Genomic DNA, 17,671 nt, shown 5'->3' on the forward strand with positions numbered 1-17,671 from the left:
TGAGTTTTCCTTTCGTTGTGACGTACGACATACATGTTGTTACACATCGACGCGGCGCAAAACCAGGCGATTCCCTAGTCGTATGGCTAGAGGACTGTGGGAATCCCACAGTATGGTGGTGTTGTGGCTTTGAACGAGCAGCTCATCGAGGGTCTGGTGGACGAGGCTGTGGCTCTGATCTGGAACACATACCGCGGGTACACGAGCGAGGTGTTCGACCGAGGTGAGCTCACTCATTTCGTGCGGATGAACGTCGTCGTGGTGCTGGAATGCGTCGATCGGGAAAGTCCGCTCGGCACCGACCAACTCGAGCACGCTCGTGAGCTGGGAGAGCAACGCGCGCAGCAGGGTGTTCCGCTCGAGTCGGTCATTCAGGCGTTTCGATCCACCGAAAGGGTCATGTTGCTGCATGTCCTTCATGCTCACCGAGGTGGCTCAGGGGCCGGTGCGACCGAATTGGCATTGTCCTGTTTCGACGCCCTCACCAACGCGATGATCGACGCGTATCGCGAGGCATCGTCTGCAATTGCGGCTGTCAGTCGTCGAGCCGAGAACGAGTTGTCGACAGCGCTCACCAACGGTTGGGAACTCGAACCCGCGGACGCCGAACGTTGGGCCGGAGTCCTCGGTGTCGATCAGAACCTTCCTCACATCAGCGCCATCTTTGCCTTGTCCAAGAGGTCGGATCCGCTTCTCAGTCAACGCCTTCGACGTCGGGTCATCACCGATCTGGCCGCGGCGGGAATCGAGCCGGTCATCTGTTGGGAGGGGGACGGTAGCGTCACTGTGTTCATTCCGGTCGTGACGAGTGCATCGCTGACGACAATCGACGCATGCCTCTCTTCGTTGCTGAGGTCGAGTGGGGACTGCGCGGGGATCTTCATCGGAGACGAAGTGCAGACGCTGCGTGCCGGTCACCGCTCCTACGTTCAGGCACTGGCTGTACAGAACGTCGCGGCTCGCAATCACATCGGCGACTCCGTGTTGCGCTACAGCGATGTGTTGCTCGATGTGTTGATCGGTAACGACGCCGCTGTGCGCGAGCGCTTCGTCGACTCCCGCGTGGGGGCGATTGCAGGTCTGGATCATCTGATGGACACCGTCGCGGCGTTGGCGACGTGCAACATGTCCCAATCCAGAGCTGCGAAGGAGCTGTACGTACACGTGAACACAGTTGCGCTGCGAGCCCGAAAGATTCACGAGCTGACCGGGCGCAATCCTCTTGTTTTCACCGATCTGGTGGAGCTGTATCTCGCATCGAGGTAACGGATCGGGCGGTGCTCGCCGGTCTGCGCCGGTACCGTGGGTGATATGGCCAGCGGAACCTTCGACGGCGGTTCGCGCTACGGCGCGGGCGGGTGGCGATGGAGCGCGGGCGACGTCAGGCTGGTGGTCACTGCGCTGCTGGTGGCGGTCATGGCCTTGGGTCTCGTACTGCGATTCTGGGTGTTGTTCGGTGCGGTTGCAATTCTGGCTGTTGCGCTGTGGTTGATTCAGGACAGTGCGGTTCAGCGCCAGGCTCGACGTGAGCTCGAGGAGCGGCACCGCGCAGATCTTCGGTCACGCGCCGACGCCGAGCATCAGGCGTTCCTTCGTGGTGAGCGCCGTGGGCTGTACGGCCAGTACGAGCCACCCGAGGTCTGACTCCGACAATCTGGACACGAAGGGAAGGTTAGTCTAACCTCCCTCTCGGGTGCCGCTGTGGCGCTCGTCGAGTCCAGAGGATCCCCCACGATGAACATTTCCACCAGGACGTCTGCTGCCCTTCGTGGTGTCGCGGTTGCGTCGATTGCCGTGATCGCTCTTGCGGGGTGCTCCGGGAACAGCGGCTCGACGGAATCCGCTGCGGCTGCGGACTCCCTGCTGCCGGCCGCCGAGGGCAAGACCGAATATCCGCTCACGCTGGACACGGCAACCGGTCCAGCGGTGATCGAGGAGCGTCCCGAGCGCGTGGTGATGGCGAGTTCCTGGGACGCGGACCTCTTTGCTGCACTGGGTGTTACGCCGGTGGGCACCGATGAGCAGGTCGACTTCTATCCGTGGGCGGTGGAGAAGATCCCCGGCGAGATCGAGACGGTCTGGCCCATCGGCGACACTGCGTATCCGGCGGAACAGGTAGCCAACACCACACCTGACCTCGTCGTCGACACCCTGGCGGCGGACCCTGTGGACACCGAGCAGTTGGCCGACATCGCGCCTGTCGTCGGCGCACCGGCCGGCATCGAGGCGCCGCTGTGGGAAGACAGGCTTCGTCTTCTGGGCGAAGCTCTGGACCTGTCCGACCGCGCTGAGCAGTTCATCGGCGAGTACAGCACCACCTTCGAGAACATCCGCGCCGAGCACCCCGAGTTCGAGGGCAAGACCGTCGACTACCTCGTGTACTGGGGAGGCGGAAGTGGCACCGGCTTCATGAACACCGTCGACAGTGAGCCCGAGGCGCTGCTGTCCTCCTTCGGATTCGCGGAGAACACCAACGCCGCAGTGCTGCCGCAGGACGGAGAACTGGGCGACGAGCTGCTGGACTCGTTGACCGGCGATGTTCTGGTCATCTCCAACCAGGCTGCCGACCAGGCGGAGTTCGACGCCTGGTACGCGAGCCCGCTGCTTCAGCGGCTCCCCAGCGTGCAGGAGGGCCGGACCGTCGTCCTGAACCTGGCGGCCGACAACACTGTCACCTACAACGGTGAGCGTCAGGACTTCACGGGTCACTTCGGTCGAGCGTGGTCCGTCGGCCCTCTCGCGCACGAAGAGCTCGCCGACCTGCTGGTGCCCAAGCTGTCGGCGGTTCTGACCTAGCCGCGCTCGGCGGGAGCGTTCTTCGTCGTCGAGTCGGTGGTGAACCGGCGAACGACGTACAGCAGGACGCCCACGGCCAGGAGTAGTGCTGCACGAAGCCAGGTTTCGGCGGATTGCTGGGTAGCCAGCACCACGCAGGTCACGAGCGCGAGGATCGGCAGGATAGTCGGCGCGCGGAAGTGGTCCTCGCCGGTGTGGTCGCGACGCAGGACGAGGACGGCGACGTTGGTGCTGACGAACACGAACAGCAACAGCAGCACGACGGTTTCCGCCAGGGCTGCCACCGATCCCGTGAGGCAGAGTCCCATCGCGACGACGGTGGTGGCGATGATCGCCGTCCATGGCGTGCGGCGTCGGGGAAGGACCTTGGCGAGGACGGAGGGGAGCAGGCCGTCGCGAGCCATTCCGAAGGTCAGCCGTGAGGCCATGATCATGGTCAGCAACGCTCCGTTCGCCACGGCGACGAGTGCGATGAGGCTGAAGAACCACGCGGGAATGCCGGCGTCGGCGGCGTCGACCACTTCGAGGAGCGGCCCGCTCGACTCGGCGAGGGTCTCCGGCGGTACGACGGTGGTGACGGCGAGACCGACCAGTGCGTACACCGCTCCGGCTGCGGCGAGTGCCCCGAAGAGTGCCCGCGGATAGACCCGACGGACGTCCTTCACTTCCTCGGCGATGTTGGCGGAGGTCTCGAATCCGACGAACGAGTAGAACGCCAGCAGCGCTGCGCCGAGCACCGCCAGGGCAGGCGTCGTGGTGCCGTCGAACTCGAGAACGCGCGATGGGTCGCCGTCGCCGCGCCCGAGTACCAGCCCGGCGAGCGCGATGATCAGGACCAGACCGGACACTTCGACGACAGTCATGACGAGGTTGGCGCGGAGAGACTCGGTGATGCCGCGTGCGTTGAGGAGGGCGACGATGACCAGGAACGCCAGTGCTGCCGGCACGGTGGGAACGCCCACGAAGACCTGGAGGTAGTCACCGGAGAAGGCGAGTGCCAGCCCGGCTGCGCTGGTCACGCCGGCTGCCAGCATGCAGAAGCCGACCATGAACGACACGATCGGGAGTTTGTAGGCACGCTGAGCGAACACAGCGGCGCCGCCGGCGCGGGGATATTTGGTGACCAGTTCTGCATAGGACGCGGCGGTGAGCATCGCCATCACCAGCGCGACGACGAGTGGGACCCAGACGGCCCCGCCCACTTCTCCCGCAATTTCGCCGACGAGGGCGTAGATGCCGGCTCCCAGCACATCGCCGAGGATGAAGACGAACAGCATCTTTCCGCTGATCGCGCGGGCGAGAGGTGTGGTGTCCTGCCGATCGTGCGTCGCGTCGACCGCTTCGTCGTGGGTCCGTCTCGGTCGCATGCGAACCTCCGTGATGTGGTGGGGAAACACGTGGAGGGCGACGCGGTGTCACCGCGTCGCCTCCACCTGTCCTGATTCGGTTGTGTTACTTGATCTTCGGGTCGTTCGCTGCGGCGATCTCCACCTCGGCGGTGGCCTGGATCAGCGCCAGCAGGTCCTTGTCGAGGCCCGGTGAGAACTCCTCACGCCGCTCGGGCGAGATCTTGATGGGGACGCCTTCCGGCATGATGGCCGTGGACAATTCGGTTCCGTCGTTCGACGGTGAGGCGCCGCGGTAGAGCTTGGCCGCCTGGCTCTTGTCGTCGGCGCTGAAGGTGTACTGGATGCTTTGCAGGCCCTTGTCCAGCAGTTTCTTGACCTCGGGGAACCGTTCCGCGTTGGTCTTGGGGATCGGCAGCACCGAGCCCCAGTTCACGCCCAGGCTTTCCAATGCTTTGGCGAACGCGTTCTCGTGCGCTTGGTCGCGGACGATCAGGTAGGAGATCGTCGAGCGGGCCGTCTTGTTGTCGGTCATTTCGTAGATGCGGCATTTCTGAAGGCGGCCGGTCGATTCCAACATCAGGTTGTACAGCAGATCCAGCACGAGGTTGCCGCTGTTGTAGACGTAGGAGCCCGACCACGGGTTTCCTGCAGCATCGACCGGGAGGGCGCCCTGTGCGCCGACGAGATAGTGGTGAATGTTGCTGGTGTCCAGAGCAATCTTCAGGGGTGTAGCGCCTTTGGCGCCGGGCTTGTCGACGGGGTCCGTCTTCTTGCCGTTGTATTCGGGGGATCCGTCGAGCAAACGGGAGATGGTGGTGCCGATGAGTTCGACGTGGCTGATCTCTTCCGTACCGACGCCCTGCAACAGGTCCTTGTACGGTTTCGATGCCGGATCTCCACGAAAGTTCATGGACTGGAACAGGTATTGCATCATGGTGCGCATTTCGCCGAACTGTCCGCCCAGGCCCTCCTGAAGGGCGTTGGCAGCGGCCGGATCCGGCTCGTCGACGGCGATGTCGTTGATCAATTGTTCGGTGTGTAGATACACGATTCTCCCTAGGACAGCAGTGCATCGAGCGTGAACGATCGGGTTGTCTGCGACGCCGGGACTTGACTGTCGCTATTCCGCCTTCGAAGGCGTGCTGGGAATGCATCAGCACTCCGGCTATACCCCTGGATGGCAGGGAGAAACATCACATCCGACCGGAGGTCCGGTTTGGTATCGCCGTCTTCGGGGCACTCCTGCACTTGCGCGACACGGCTATCGAAGACGGCGGAGGGCAAGTAAACGTATGCATGACGAGCACGACGTAGTGGTATGGAAAGAAAACGTTCAGCGGCAGGCGTGGTGGGAATCGATTCTCGGGCTTGCTCCCGAAGCTCGGTCCCTTGCGGTTGTTCCGCCTCTCGGTGCGGACGACGTCGCAGCCGCATAGTTGTGACCATCTGAATCGACTTGTAACCTCGGCCGCCGGTTTCCCGGCGGCCGTTCTGTTGTTCAGGCCCTGGTTCGGTGCCTCACCCACACGTTCGGTTCCACGTAGACCGCGGTGCCTTGCTGCGCGTCGCACAACACGGGCGCGAGAGCGCCTGGGACGTCGACGGGCCCGGACTGGTCGAACGGCAGACCCGTCCACGTCCGCCAGTCCTCGAGAGTGCCTGGGATGACCATGGACCGGGGTGCGACTCCGGCGATCGTTCCCCCGGCTCGTACATGGACCCTCAACCACGGATCCGCGGGCAGTCCGTCCTGTCGACGTCCAGCCGCGTAGGAGCTCATCGATTCGCGGGGGTCGGTCTTGCCATTGGGTCGCACGGGGGCGATGAGTTCGTCGAATCCGAGGCGTCCCGCGTTCTCACGCAAACCTGTCAGTAGTACCGAAGACAGACCATGGCCTTGCATTTCCGGCGTCACAGCGATTTCCAGCGCACACACGGTGTTCGGGACGACTGCTGTCATACGGTCGCGGATCCCTCGGAGGACGGCGCCGTCCCAGCCATCGTCGGGCAGGCCGCCACCAGCAGAAACGTGCAACGGAATCGAATGAGCTTTTCCGACGACCGATCCGGATTCGTGCTGGCACACGATAGTGAAATCGGCGAAATGCTCGACCACCTCCGGTCGGTAGTACAGCGACGCGATGGGGTCGTGGGTCATGAACGTCGGCCAGGAATCGGGCATGCCCCACGCGGTCTCGGCGAGGTCGGGTCGGTCCGCAAGCACCGACACGGTGAAGTCCATGACCTCCATCGTGCCGTGCGGACCGCAGCGCGGTCGAGTGACTTTCCTTCAGCGGCAGAACCGGACAAGACGTGACAAGCTGCTCGACGTGATTGCACGACGCGTACTCGCTCACCTCACCGTTTTCGTCGGTGCGTTCACGGCAGTGTGGGCGGTGGTGGTCACGCCGGCGCGTAACTTCGCGTACGTCGCGGGAGGGGACCGCCTCGACGTCTTCGTCGGAAGTGCGGCCGCGGTGGCCACAGTGGCAGCCGTCGTGGCCGTTGTGGTGGCTGTGTTCGTGACCGGCCGTCGAACTGTCCACGCGACAACGGGTATCGGCGTCGTGCTGCTCGCGGCTGTGTCCTTCGGTTCGTTCGACGTGCAGATGCATCTGCGGGCGATCGCGGGTGGGTTGATTCTCGGTGGTTGTGCGGTGCTCGCCGGTGTAGGTAATCGCCGAACCATGCAGTGCGCGTTGGTAGTCGGTGTGCTCTCCGGCATGGTGTTGGTGCCGCACATCGAATCGAGCCCGGTCCGCTATGCCGAGTACCTCTCCAACGCTTCGTCCGGTCACTACATTCTCGTAGCCCTTGCGGTGTTGGCTGTTCTGTTGATTTCCTCGAATGTCGAGGGGGTTGTCGAGCGGGTGCAGCACCGGACGCGAGTGCTGACCGTGGGGGTGCTGGTCCCTGCCGGCGGCCTGGTTCTGTACTGGCTCTTCGTGCGCTCGGTGGACCGGCTCGGTGCGGACGGAGCGATGCAGGATCGCTGGCTTCTGGGCATCGCTGTGGTGCCGTTGCTCGTCGGCGCGGCGTTCGCCTTGCCCCGGACGACCGGCACCGTTGTGCTCGCCGCTTTGGCGTACGTGGCGGCTCCGACGACGGGGTCGATGGGATTCGCTTCTGCTGTAGTGTTCGTTGCGTTGTTGGTCGTGGGCGTCGTGGTGGGGTGGCGGCGTTCGCTCCCCATGGTGGGTTTCCTGTTGATCGCGCTGGTTGCAGCGGTTGGACTTCTCGCCGATTCTCAGCTCGACCCCATCGAATCGGCAGCCACCGTAGTGATCCTGCCCGTCGCCCTTGGACTCCTTTTCGCGTCGCTGCTTCCGACGAGCCCACCGGCCTCGGTGATCGCCGTGACCACCCCGATAGCAGTGGCGGTCCCGGTCGTCGCCGAGTTCGGGTGGACTGCGTACACCCCGCTGACGAGCATGCAGCCTGTCTTCTCTCCGAGCGGATGGGAGTGGACGTCGACGGCAATCAGCGTCGGTTCCGTCCTTGTCGCGGCGGGGGCGTACGTGTTTCTGACGCGAGCGGACAGCCGGGGTTCTCGGTCGGCCTTATCTGACTAGTTGGACTAGTCAATTTTGGGTACGCTGATGTCATGAGGACGGTGAGCAGTACGGAAGCGAAAGCGAAACTGAACGCCATCCTGTCCGAAGTGGAGAGAACTGGCAGCCCCGTGACTGTCACCTCTCACGGGCGACCCGTCGCTGTCATATCGCCGGTAGCGCCCACGACGCGAAGATTCGGCCAGTTCCCAGGGTTGGTGATTCCGGAGGACTTCGACAAGCCGATCCCCGAGGACGAGTTGACGGCGTGGGACGAGCCGTCGTGACCGCAGTCTTGCTCGACACCAATGCGCTTCTATGGCTGCTGACGTCCCCGCAGAAGATTGCGCAACCTGCGCTCGCGGTTCTCGAGGATCCATCCAACGAGTTGTTCGTCTCTGCCGCGTCCGCGTGGGAAATCTCGATCAAGACGAGGCTGGGGCGTCTCGATGGTAGTGGGGTGTTGTCGAGTTGGTCGGACTCGCTGGCGGCCATGGCTGCGCAGGAATTGACCATGAATTCAGCAGACGCCACCTTGGCGGGTCAGCTCGAGTGGGCGCACAGAGATCCGTTCGATCGGATGATCGTTGCACAGGCCACTCGTCGCGGGTTGGCAATCGCGACAAGTGACAAAGTCATACGGGAGGGCGCGATGCCTCCGATCATTGCAACCGCGTAGAAGTCGTGCGCCGTCATACCCATGGCAAGCGGCGGTCCCACCATTGCAAGCCGGCAGGTGCGTCGACTTCTACCGTTGCGGCGCGGTATCTTTCGTCGAGGTGAGTGACTGCTGCCCTGAGGCGGTGGGCTTTGCGGCTGTTGCCCCGCATTATCCGTTCGAGGCGGTCTCGGGTTCCGTTGCCCGTGAACGGGCCGTCACATGCGGGACAGCCGGTCGGCCCCGCGACGATGGCGGGATAAGTATCGAAGTTCGGTGTGGGACGGGATGACTCGAAAGCTACGCGCCGCTCGACGCGTTCCACGTGTCGGCGCCACTGGTCGAGCAAGTCGAGCGTCCCGTTGTTCGAGCGTGGTCGTCTGGCCCTGTGCTGTATGCGGGTCATAGTCGATGCGTCATGACGGAGACGCAGGCCCGGTGATTGGATCGAGTTGTTGTTGTCAGGTGGCCCCATGCCCACCCTCGCTTTCGTTCGACCAGCACTCGGTGATGATATGTGCGCGTTACACCGTGATGCGTGAAATATGCTGAGCTGCAGTGTCTATCAAGGCGTTGCTCGTCACGCAAGAGGGTGGTCGGATGTCCGCCGACCGCGGGACGTGCTCGCTTCGAACGACAGCTACCTACTACCTGACAATTCCTCAGTCCGTCAGCAGATCGTGTTCCCAGTTGGCGCTCTGTATCGTGAGATCGATCAGTCGAATCCGGGTAGCAAGATCGTCTGCTGTGCTGCGCAATTCGGCCACTGGTAGTGCCGCAACATACGTCAACTCCGATCTCAGTTGCCGCGGGCCGTAGCGCTCTCGTTCCTGACCGGACGCAGCGTCGGCGGCGGCGGTGAGGACTCTGCGTCTGATCCGCAACACATCTCGATGGGCCAACGCATCAGTGATGGTTCCGTCTCCGATGGGTGCGGCACTGTTCGTGCGATTGATCGCCCGGATCAGCACTTCCAGCCGATCGAGCGCTGCACTGAGCTCGGACAGCAGTCTGCCTGCATCTTCTGCAGGTGTTTCGCCTTCTTGATGCCGGGAGTTGGCCAGAATCCGAACCTTCAATTGTTCGGTGTGGCGTACCAGTTCGCCTCGTTCCGCGAGGGCTTCCGCGAGTTTCATGATCTACACCCCGGTTCGCTGGGACCGAAGGTGGTGAACGTACGGGCGCTCATGCGCCTTTCGACGTGTCGATTGAAGTCATAGGAAATTGGTACCACAGACGGGGACCGTCGGTCTACCCCCAGCGAACGGCCCGGGACTGCCGTAACAGTTGCGTACCCGTCAGGCGGGATCCCGGCTCACGCGTGCGCAACTGTTACACCAGGACCGGTGCGCGCTACCTCCTCGCGCTCTCGACGTCGAAGTCGTCGAGATCTGCGTGTCGTGTCATGTTCCAGTAGTCGACGATGCGCCAGGGGAGTGTGGAGACGACTCGGCCGGCGTCGTTGCGGTACCAGTTGTCCATGCCCTGGTGGGTCCAGATCATGCGGGAGTGGGCGTCGTCGTGGCGTCGGACGTAGTCCTGTTCCACTTCTGGTTTGCATTCGACGGCGCCGATGTTGTTGTCCGCCATGGTGCGTAGCAGGTCGACGATGTAGCGCACTTGGCATTCGGCGATGGTGATGTAGCTTCCGCCGTGGCCGAGTACGGTTCCCGGTCCGCAGGTGAGGAACAGGTTGGGGAAGTCGGGGACGGTGATGCCGAGGTGCGCGTGGGCGTCTTCGGGTCCCCAGAAGTCCTTGATCGAGACGCCGGATCGTCCTCGGATGTCGATGGGGCTCAACAGCTTGTGAGTTTCGAATCCGGTTGCGAGGATCACGACGTCGACCTCGGCGACGTGTCTGCCGGACCCGACGACGGAGTCCGGTCCGATGGATGCGACTCCTTCGGTCACCAACGTGACGTTGTCGCGTTTGAGCGCGGCGTACCACCCGTTGTCGAGCAGCATCCTCTTGCCGAAGGGCGGGTAGTCGGGCAGAGACTTCTCGATGAGGTCCGGCCTGCCGTCGAGTTCCTTCTCGACGTACCGTGTGAAGACGCGGCGATGCGCGTCGTTGATGGCGTTGATCGAGCGGCTCGGGTTCTCCCAGTCGGGATCGACCTGCAGGGACGGATGAACACGGTCGTTGAAGTTCCAGGCAAGCCGCACTCGGTACCACAATCGGTACAGCGGAACGGCTTCCATGAGGTAGCTGACGTCGTCGTCGATGGGTTCGAAGTACACGTCGCTCGACGCCACCCATTGCGGTGATCGCTGGAACACCGTCGCATGCCCGACGGTTTCGGCGATGGCGGGTAGGACCTGCATTGCGCTGGCGCCGGTGCCGACGATGGCTACCCGCTTGCCTTGCAGGTCGAGGTCGTCGGGCCATTCGGCGGTGTGGAAGATGGGACCGTCGAACGTGTCCAGTCCCGGAATGTTCGGCACCTTCGGCCGATTGAGCTGGCCGGTTGCGGTGATGACGATGTCGGCCGTCAGGGTGTCGCCGTCCATCGTGGTGACGGTCCACGATTGTGTGTCCGGCTGATACACGGCGGAGTCGACCTCGGTGTCGAACCTGATTCGATCCCTCAGATCATGCTCGGCCGCAACGTCACTGAGGTACTGCCACACCTCGTCGCGCTTGCCGAAGTGCGTGGACCAGGACCGCGGGGCGAACGAGTACGAGTACAGGTGGCTCGGGGTGTCAACTCCCGCACCGGGATAGGTGTTCTCGAACCATCCGCCGCCGACGTCGGAGTTCTTCTCCAGGACGATGTGCTCGATACCGGCTTCCTGCAGCTTGATGGCGGCGAGCATGCCGGATACACCGGCGCCGATCACGACGACCGAGAAGTCACACGGCGTCTGCGTCGGCGCAGGTGCGTGCGTGAACCCCATGTCCTCGGCGACCATCTCCGCGAACTCGGGTGGGACGGATTCGCCGACGGCGGCGGAGATCATCTCGACCAGATCGTCTCCTGTGGGCGACGGTAGTGCTGGGGGGCGTCCGCTGGTGATCGCGTCCAGTGCGGCGGCTCGGATGATGTCGGCTACCTCGGGTGCGAATCCGCCGCCGTCGTTGTCGTCCATGCCGCGGCTGCGCGTCGGGCGGTACGGGTCTTGGAGCCATGTGCGGTCGCCGGTGAGTTGGTAAAGCACGGCGACGAGACTGGGCATGTTGGCCGCGTCGAGTGCTCGGACCAGCCGATCTCTTCTCAGTGCAGTCGGGGCTGTGACGGTCACCGGAACCTCCTTCGGGGCACGAGTCGCACGGGCCTCTCGCAAACTAACCACAGTTAGGCAAACTGACGCAATAGCCGCACGACGTCGGATTTCGACCCTTGATAATGTGGCTTGCGCCACACAATGCTGTCACCACTACCTAACAGCGGACAGGCGAAGGGAACTCCTCATGGAACTCACCGAGGCAATGCGCACCACCGGCACATGTCGGCGCTACTCGACCGAGCCGGTACCCGACGAGGTGTTCAAGAGCGCGTTCGACGTCGCCCGCTTCGGTCCACAGGGCGGCAACCGTCAGCCGGTGCGATGGATCGTCGTCCGTGACGCCGCGCGCAAGCAGGCCCTCGCGGATCTGTATCTACCCATGTGGGACGCCTACTTCGCCGGCATCACCGGCGGCACCGTCGCGGTGGGTGCGTTGCCGAAGACCGTGCGGGACGCGGACTACTTCGCCCGCCACCTCGCCGAGGTCCCTGCGATCGTCGTGGTCTGCGCCGCGATGGACGGGCTCCACCCCACGGACCACGAGCTCGGCCGACTCTCCGTCGTCGGCGGTGCATCGATCTACCCCACCGTGCAGAACCTGTGCCTGGCGCTCCGAGATCAGGGCGTCGCGACGGCCGTCACCACGCTGCTGTGCCACGAGGAGCCGGCTGTCCGCGCAATGCTGGAGATACCCGACGAGTACATCACTGCTGCGCACATCACCGTCGGCTACCCGGAGAAGAATTTCCCGAAGAAGCTGACCCGCAGCCCGGTCGAGGAAATCGTTGCGCTGGAGACCTTCTCGCAGCCGATGTTCGATCTGTCCCCCGCACTGTAGAGATTCCCCGCACTAAAAAGATCTCAGGAGCCCACCGTGCCCGGACCCGCCCCTCAACACCGATCCGCCATCGGCCGCGCGACCATCGGCGATCAACTTCGTCGCCACGCGCGCACCCAGCCCGACAAGACGGCGTTCATCAGTTACGACGCAGCAGGTGCCCGTGTGGTCACTACCTACGCGGACCTCGACACACGCGCCAATCGATTCGCCAACCTGCTTCTCGATCTGGGCGTCGGGCACGGTGACCGCGTCGCGTCGATGGCGCGCAACAGCGTCGACGTCGTCGTCGCGTACTACGGCACGCTCAAGGTCGGTGCCGCGTTCACGGGCATCAACGTGCTCTACCGGGGGCCGGAGGTGAAGCACCAACTCGAGCACGCGGAGCCGACGGTCATCGTCGCCGATCCCGAGTTCCTCGACGTCATCGAGTCGGTGAAGCCGGATTCCGCAACGCTCGTCGGGTTCGGGGCCCACTACGACGAGCTCACCGCGAACACGGCCACCACGGAACCCGACGTCGACATGGACGAGAACGACGTCGCGATGGTCATCTACACCTCGGGTACCGAGGCCGCGCCCAAGGGCGTGATGATCCCGCACCGGAACTTCCTGATCTCGACGGCTCCGGCATGGAGTTGGGGACTGCGGACGGGGCCGGAGGACACGTGGCTGTTCGTCATGCCGTTCCACACCATCGCCGGCTTGGGTTCGATGACGACGTTGACGTTGATGGGGGCGACGCTGGTCCTGCCTGCGACAGCCGATCCGACGAGGTCGCTGCAGATCATCGCCGACGAGAATATCTCCGTGATCGCGCAGACTCCGACGTTCTATCTGGCGCTCGCGCGGGAGGCGAGCTTCGGGCCTGCCGCCGTCGGGCAGGTGCGACGCTGTCTCACCTACGGTGGTCAGGTCTCTCCGCACACCATCACCGCGTGGGCTCAGGCTGCGCCGGAGGCGATCTGGGGAACGTATTGGGGTCAGTCGGAGCTGTCTCAGCTGGGTTCGGTCGGCTGGTTCACCACTCTCGACGACATTCCGGGCGGCGATGCGTCGTGGATCGGCAAGCCGGTCACGCACCTCGAGATCAAAGTGGTCGACGCGGAGGGCAACGAGGCGGAGATCGGTGAACTGCTCTGCCGGACACCGTCGGTGATGCTCGGGTACTTCAAGGACGAGGCCAAGACGGCCGACGTCTTCGCAGATGGCTGGGTGCACACCGGTGACATGGTGCGTATCGACGCCGACGGAAATCTGTTCTTCTACGATCGTATGAAGGACATGATCAAATCCGGAGGTATGAACGTGTCGTCCCAGGAAGTCGAACGCGCTCTGCACGCGCACCCGGACGTGCTGCGTGCTGCCGTCGTCGGGATGCCGGATCCGTACTGGTCCGAGGCCGTCACGGCGTTCGTCATCGCGGCAAAGGGGTCGACGCCGGATCCGGCCGCGCTGATCGAGCACTGCCGGACGTCGCTGGCTTCGTACAAGGCGCCGAAGGCCGTGCACGTCATCGAGGAGCTCCCGGTCGACGCGCAGGGCAAGATTCTCAAGCGTGAGCTGCGGAAAATGACTGTCGCGACGGAGGTCGTGTGACGGCGCCCGACGACGCGGAGGTGGCGGTCCCTCGCCAGATCCGCACCAGGCGTCGCAAGGAGGACATCGCGGCGAAAGCCGCCGAGATCTTCGCGCGTGACGGGTACGCGAACGTCGGTATGCGCGATATCGCCGACGCTGTGGGCATCAAGGGCGCCAGCCTGTATCACCACTTTCCGTCCAAGGAAGACATCCTGTTCGCGATCTGTCTGTCGGTCACGCAGGTCCCGGTGGAGGAGACACTTCCGCTGCTCGACGCGCCGGGCACACCGACCGAACGAATGTCCTCGCTGGTTCGCGCACACCTTGTGCATCTCAATTCTCGGCGCGTCGAGTACATCGTCGGTTTGCACGAATTGGCGTCGCTGACAACAGAACATCGGTCTGTGGTCGAGGACTATCGCCGTCAGTATCAACGTCGAGTGCGCGACGTGGTGGCCGCGGGGATGCGCACGGGTGAATTCACGGTGCCCGACGCGCGGCTCGCCTCGTTCGCGGTGACGGACATGCTGAACGGAATCAGCAACTGGTTTCACGACGACGGTGAACTGAGCATCGAGGACGTCGCGGACAACTATGTCGAACTTGCTGTCCACCGCCTTCTGGGTGCCCGCGCATGACGGTTCACGGTGAGTGCCTTGCCGAGTTCAGCGGTGTGCGGGATGCTCTGGCCGCCAACATCGATTCGGGTGACGAGCTCGGTGCGTCGATCGTCGTCGACATCGACGGCAGGCGCGTCGTCGATATCTGGGGCGGGTACCGCGACGTGGATCGAACGACGGAGTGGACCGAGGACACGATCACCAACGTCTGGTCGACGACGAAGACCGTCACCAGCCTGGCGGCGTTGATGCTGATCGACCGTGGGTTGCTGGACCCGTATTCGCCTGTTGCGCAGTACTGGCCGGAGTTCGCGGCCGCAGGGAAGGATCAGATCGAGGTACGACACCTGATGTCGCATACCTCCGGCGTCTCGGGATGGGATCGGCCGTTCTCCACCGAGGACATGTACGACTGGGACTTGGCGACATCGAGGCTCGCGGCTCAGGCGCCGTGGTGGGATTCGAGGACCACATCCGGCTATCACGCTGCCGATCAGGGACACTTGATCGGAGAGCTGGTACGACGCGTCGCCGGAAAGTCGTTGCGCTCGTTCGTCGCCGACGAGATAGCAGGACCTCTGGCCGCGGACTTCCAGATCGGGGCGGACGAGAAGGACTGGCACCGCATCGCCGACGTCGTACCGCCGCCGCCACCGGCCGTGGACACGTACTCCGATCCGCTGAGGATCAGGCGTCGAACATTCCTGGGCCCACTCGTCCAGGCTGCATCTGCGAACACCCCGGCTTGGAGACGTGCGGACATGGGCGCGGTCAACGGCCATGGCAATGCTCGTTCGATCGCCCGGATCCTGTCGGTGATCTCGCGGGGCGGTGAAGTCGACGGTGTACGCCTGCTGGGGCCGGACGTGATCGATTTGATCTTCCTGGAGCAGAGCAACGGAATCGACCTCGCACTGGGCGTGCCCCTGCGATTCGGTATCGGCTTCGGACTCCCGCAACCGGACACAGTGCCCTACATCCCGGACGAACGCATCTGCTTCTGGGGAGGATGGGGCGGATCGCTCATCGTCATGCACCCGGATACCCGAATGACGTTCTCGTACATGATGAACAAAATGGGCCCGGGAATCATCGGCTCGGATCGTGCCGAGCAGTACCTCCGGGCGACGTATGCTGCAGGCGGGTAAACGATAGAGGACTTCTGCCTTTCCCTCAGATTTCCGGTCGTGAAGACAGTCGTAGGGGGCAGCGAGGACGCCTTCGCGATCCGACTGCCCGAGTTGCCCACCCATCCTTCGTTGTTGCTGGTACTTGCCAGGCGGAATTCCGGTTGATGGGGACGCTGCTGACATGTAGACATGTGGATGATTTTTTACATGTCGCAGCGATATGGGAACTTTCTTGCATGAACGATCCCGTACTGGCCGGTCTGCAATGATGGCCCGATGCGATTGTTTCGGTCGATAGCGGTCCTGCTTGCTGCGTCGGGTCTGCTGGTCGGGTGCGCCGAGGATCCGCCTCCCCCTCCGTCACCCCTTGTGGTGTCTTTCGACGACGGCTGGGGTCAGGTGTTCGTCGTGAACGCCGACGGCACCGGGTTGCGCCAGGTCACTCCGACGGTGGCCGATGACATGTCCGACGGGAACTACACCAACGACGCAGTGGTGTCGCCCGACGGCACACAGCTGGTCTACAGCGTCCGCGACGGTCTCGTGGCCCAAGACCTCGAGTCCGGTGAACGACGCACCCTCCACGGAAGCGGAGGCCAACCCGAGTTCTCCCCTGATGGGTCGGCGATCGCATTCAAGGACGGTGAGAGCATCAGAGTGATGAACTCGGATGGCTCCGATGTCCGTGAGGTGACCAAGGACGAGGCGGCATACGCGACGTCGTTCTCACCGGATGGCTCCAAGATCCTGTTCGACGTCTCCGGGTACATCCTCGAAGTGCCTACGGCAGGAGGTGAACCGAAGGTCGTTCTGCGAGATCAGTTCTGGAACGCAGACCCGGTCATGTCGCCTGACGGGTCCACTCTCGTCTTCGCCAGCAACCGCGGTGGGAACAACGGGTCGGAGATCTACTCGATGCCCGTGGGCGGCGGCGAGATCACGCAGCTCACCACCACGTACGCGGTGCATCCCGAGTTCACGCCGGATGGTTCACGCATCTTCTATTCGAGGGCAACAACACAATCCGGTGAACTTGTCACCGACATCAGCCTGTCGACCGGCGTCGAGTTGGCATCGATGAAGCCCGACGGCTCCGACCAGAGGCGGCTGACACCCCGATCGATCACCGGGCAACACCCGAGCGTCGGTGGTGGACAGTAGGGCCTGCAATCGGCCCATCAGATCGTCGAGCCGCGACCGTGCGTAATCGGGTTCGGCAGTCCAACAAGTCGCAACCTCCCACGCTGGACAGGCACGCGCCTCGGCGAGAGTCGCCGGTACATCGAAGAAATACGGCGTCGACGCGGGATTCGCCCCAGTCGATCAGCACGCGTCGACCGATGCGTCGATCAGCGCGTTCCGAGGGCCGCCAACGTCGCTCCAGACGTTCCAGCGGCGTGATCTATGGCACATTTGCGTCCGTCGGCGGCAGATAATGGGTGGTGTTATGCGCCGCTTCTGCGATCACCGTCGGAGAGCCGAAAACCCCAGTCGCCGGCGGCAGTGCGGCCGGATCGAACAAGGCCAGCGGTCTCTCGGCGAGAATTAGGCAGTGTGGCAGTGCCCCTTGCCGACGCCACCGGAAGCGGTACATAACTTTTGTCAGGTGCCGCTTTCGATTCTGCAAAAACCCTGTGGCATAACGCTTTTACTCTGGATTCGACTGCCGACCAGCTGTACGTTCGGCTCTGCTGCCATCCGATGAGAACTTGGAGAAACGAATGTCGAAGAAGAACACCGCAAATTTCCACGCGAAGGTGATTGCCGCCTGTGAGTTGCTTGCCGCCACAGGAATCGCCGTCCAAATTCCGGGCATGACCACGACGGTGCTCCTTGCGACGTTTCTGCTGGCCGCAGCTCTGATGGCACCAGTGCGGCGTGAATGCGAATGATCGGGGAACGAATCCGCCAGTTCCATGT

At 63.4% G+C, this 17,671-nt stretch carries 17 protein-coding genes; 12 read left to right on the forward strand and 5 right to left on the reverse strand.

Translation table 11 applies throughout. The features are described 5' to 3' along the window. Positions 1-123 precede the first annotated feature (123 nt). The 3 genes from BH95_RS23045 to BH95_RS23055 all read left to right on the forward strand — a co-directional run bounded on the left by BH95_RS23045 (position 124) and on the right by BH95_RS23055 (position 2,796). On the forward strand, positions 124-1,266 hold the full coding sequence (locus BH95_RS23045; protein WP_157773129.1) for a PucR family transcriptional regulator: 1,143 nt from the start codon (positions 124-126) through the stop codon (positions 1,264-1,266). A gap of 45 nt (positions 1,267-1,311) precedes the next feature. Then, a complete protein-coding gene (locus tag BH95_RS23050) occupies positions 1,312-1,644 on the forward strand; it encodes a hypothetical protein (protein WP_037158677.1) in 333 nt (110 codons plus the stop codon). A gap of 90 nt (positions 1,645-1,734) precedes the next feature. Further along, positions 1,735-2,796, forward strand: coding sequence for an ABC transporter substrate-binding protein (locus BH95_RS23055; RefSeq protein ID WP_037184332.1), 1,062 nt, complete (start codon positions 1,735-1,737; stop codon positions 2,794-2,796). Here the strand turns inward: BH95_RS23055 and BH95_RS23060 are convergent. From BH95_RS23060 to BH95_RS23070, 3 genes are all read right to left on the reverse strand, one after another. After that, entirely contained in the window at positions 2,793-4,163 is a 1,371-nt protein-coding gene (locus BH95_RS23060; protein WP_244165100.1) for an APC family permease, read from the reverse strand. The two genes, BH95_RS23055 and BH95_RS23060, sit on opposite strands and share 4 nt — an antisense overlap. Before the next feature lie 85 nt (positions 4,164-4,248). Then, a complete protein-coding gene (locus tag BH95_RS23065) occupies positions 4,249-5,193 on the reverse strand; it encodes a manganese catalase family protein (protein ID WP_019665728.1) in 945 nt (314 codons plus the stop codon). A 450-nt stretch (positions 5,194-5,643) separates the two neighbouring features. Beyond that, positions 5,644-6,387, reverse strand: a complete 744-nt coding sequence (locus BH95_RS23070; RefSeq protein WP_037184339.1) for a hypothetical protein — start codon at positions 6,385-6,387, stop codon at positions 5,644-5,646. Positions 6,388-6,475: 88 nt separating this feature from the next. Between BH95_RS23070 and BH95_RS23075 the strand changes: the two genes are divergently transcribed. From BH95_RS23075 to BH95_RS23085, 3 genes are read left to right on the forward strand one after another with little or no spacing between them, the layout of a single operon-like run. Next, positions 6,476-7,717, forward strand: coding sequence for a hypothetical protein (locus BH95_RS23075; RefSeq protein WP_244165101.1), 1,242 nt, complete (start codon positions 6,476-6,478; stop codon positions 7,715-7,717). A gap of 32 nt (positions 7,718-7,749) precedes the next feature. Beyond that, complete coding sequence (locus BH95_RS23080) at positions 7,750-7,983, forward strand: type II toxin-antitoxin system Phd/YefM family antitoxin (protein WP_037184341.1); 234 nt, start codon at positions 7,750-7,752, stop codon at positions 7,981-7,983. After that, a complete protein-coding gene (locus tag BH95_RS23085; RefSeq protein WP_037185448.1) occupies positions 7,980-8,375 on the forward strand; it encodes a type II toxin-antitoxin system VapC family toxin in 396 nt (131 codons plus the stop codon). Before BH95_RS23080 ends, BH95_RS23085 begins: the two co-directional genes overlap by 4 nt. Positions 8,376-9,016: 641 nt before the next feature. On the opposite strand, the gene BH95_RS23090 is transcribed toward BH95_RS23085, so the two are convergent. Further along, on the reverse strand, positions 9,017-9,490 hold the full coding sequence (locus tag BH95_RS23090; RefSeq protein ID WP_019665737.1) for a DIP1984 family protein: 474 nt from the start codon (positions 9,488-9,490) through the stop codon (positions 9,017-9,019). A gap of 217 nt (positions 9,491-9,707) precedes the next feature. Further along, a complete protein-coding gene (locus BH95_RS23095) occupies positions 9,708-11,597 on the reverse strand; it encodes a flavin-containing monooxygenase (protein ID WP_037184345.1) in 1,890 nt (629 codons plus the stop codon). Positions 11,598-11,766: 169 nt separating this feature from the next. On the opposite strand from BH95_RS23095, the gene BH95_RS23100 reads away from it, so the two are divergent. The 6 genes from BH95_RS23100 (at position 11,767) to BH95_RS28820 (ending at position 17,643) form a co-directional block, all read left to right on the forward strand. Further along, positions 11,767-12,420 carry a nitroreductase family protein gene (locus tag BH95_RS23100; protein ID WP_019665739.1) on the forward strand — a complete coding sequence of 218 codons (654 nt, stop codon included), beginning with the start codon at positions 11,767-11,769 and terminating at the stop codon, positions 12,418-12,420. 36 nt (positions 12,421-12,456) lie between these two features. After that, entirely contained in the window at positions 12,457-14,019 is a 1,563-nt protein-coding gene (locus tag BH95_RS23105; RefSeq protein WP_019665740.1) for a class I adenylate-forming enzyme family protein, read from the forward strand. Continuing rightward, positions 14,016-14,639, forward strand: coding sequence for a TetR/AcrR family transcriptional regulator (locus tag BH95_RS23110; protein ID WP_019665741.1), 624 nt, complete (start codon positions 14,016-14,018; stop codon positions 14,637-14,639). The genes BH95_RS23105 and BH95_RS23110 overlap by 4 nt, the downstream gene beginning before the upstream one ends. Continuing rightward, positions 14,636-15,769, forward strand: a complete 1,134-nt coding sequence (locus tag BH95_RS23115) for an EstA family serine hydrolase (protein WP_037184349.1) — start codon at positions 14,636-14,638, stop codon at positions 15,767-15,769. The genes BH95_RS23110 and BH95_RS23115 overlap by 4 nt, the downstream gene beginning before the upstream one ends. Before the next feature lie 258 nt (positions 15,770-16,027). Beyond that, positions 16,028-16,912, forward strand: a complete 885-nt coding sequence (locus BH95_RS23120) for a TolB family protein (RefSeq protein ID WP_037158643.1) — start codon at positions 16,028-16,030, stop codon at positions 16,910-16,912. Positions 16,913-17,472: 560 nt separating this feature from the next. Next, on the forward strand, positions 17,473-17,643 hold the full coding sequence (locus BH95_RS28820; RefSeq protein ID WP_155291574.1) for a hypothetical protein: 171 nt from the start codon (positions 17,473-17,475) through the stop codon (positions 17,641-17,643). The last annotated feature ends 28 nt before the right edge of the window (positions 17,644-17,671 follow it).

The organism is Rhodococcoides fascians A44A, from assembly GCF_000760735.1.
Lineage (GTDB): Bacteria > Actinomycetota > Actinomycetes > Mycobacteriales > Mycobacteriaceae > Rhodococcoides > Rhodococcoides fascians_E.

Bases quoted from the DNA above. Each gene is read 5' to 3' on its own strand.
- BH95_RS23050 (WP_037158677.1), top strand. From the start codon at position 1,312: ATGGCCAGCGGAACCTTCGACGGCGGTTCGCGCTACGGCGCGGGCGGG.
- BH95_RS23090 (WP_019665737.1), bottom strand. From the start codon at position 9,490: ATGAAACTCGCGGAAGCCCTCGCGGAACGAGGCGAACTGGTACGCCAC.
- BH95_RS23070 (WP_037184339.1), bottom strand. From the start codon at position 6,387: ATGGACTTCACCGTGTCGGTGCTTGCGGACCGACCCGACCTCGCCGAG.
- BH95_RS23120 (WP_037158643.1), top strand. From the start codon at position 16,028: ATGCGATTGTTTCGGTCGATAGCGGTCCTGCTTGCTGCGTCGGGTCTG.
- BH95_RS23060 (WP_244165100.1), bottom strand. From the start codon at position 4,163: ATGCGACCGAGACGGACCCACGACGAAGCGGTCGACGCGACGCACGAT.
- BH95_RS23055 (WP_037184332.1), top strand. From the start codon at position 1,735: ATGAACATTTCCACCAGGACGTCTGCTGCCCTTCGTGGTGTCGCGGTT.
- BH95_RS23100 (WP_019665739.1), top strand. From the start codon at position 11,767: ATGGAACTCACCGAGGCAATGCGCACCACCGGCACATGTCGGCGCTAC.
- BH95_RS23080 (WP_037184341.1), top strand. From the start codon at position 7,750: ATGAGGACGGTGAGCAGTACGGAAGCGAAAGCGAAACTGAACGCCATC.
- BH95_RS28820 (WP_155291574.1), top strand. From the start codon at position 17,473: ATGTCGAAGAAGAACACCGCAAATTTCCACGCGAAGGTGATTGCCGCC.
- BH95_RS23115 (WP_037184349.1), top strand. From the start codon at position 14,636: ATGACGGTTCACGGTGAGTGCCTTGCCGAGTTCAGCGGTGTGCGGGAT.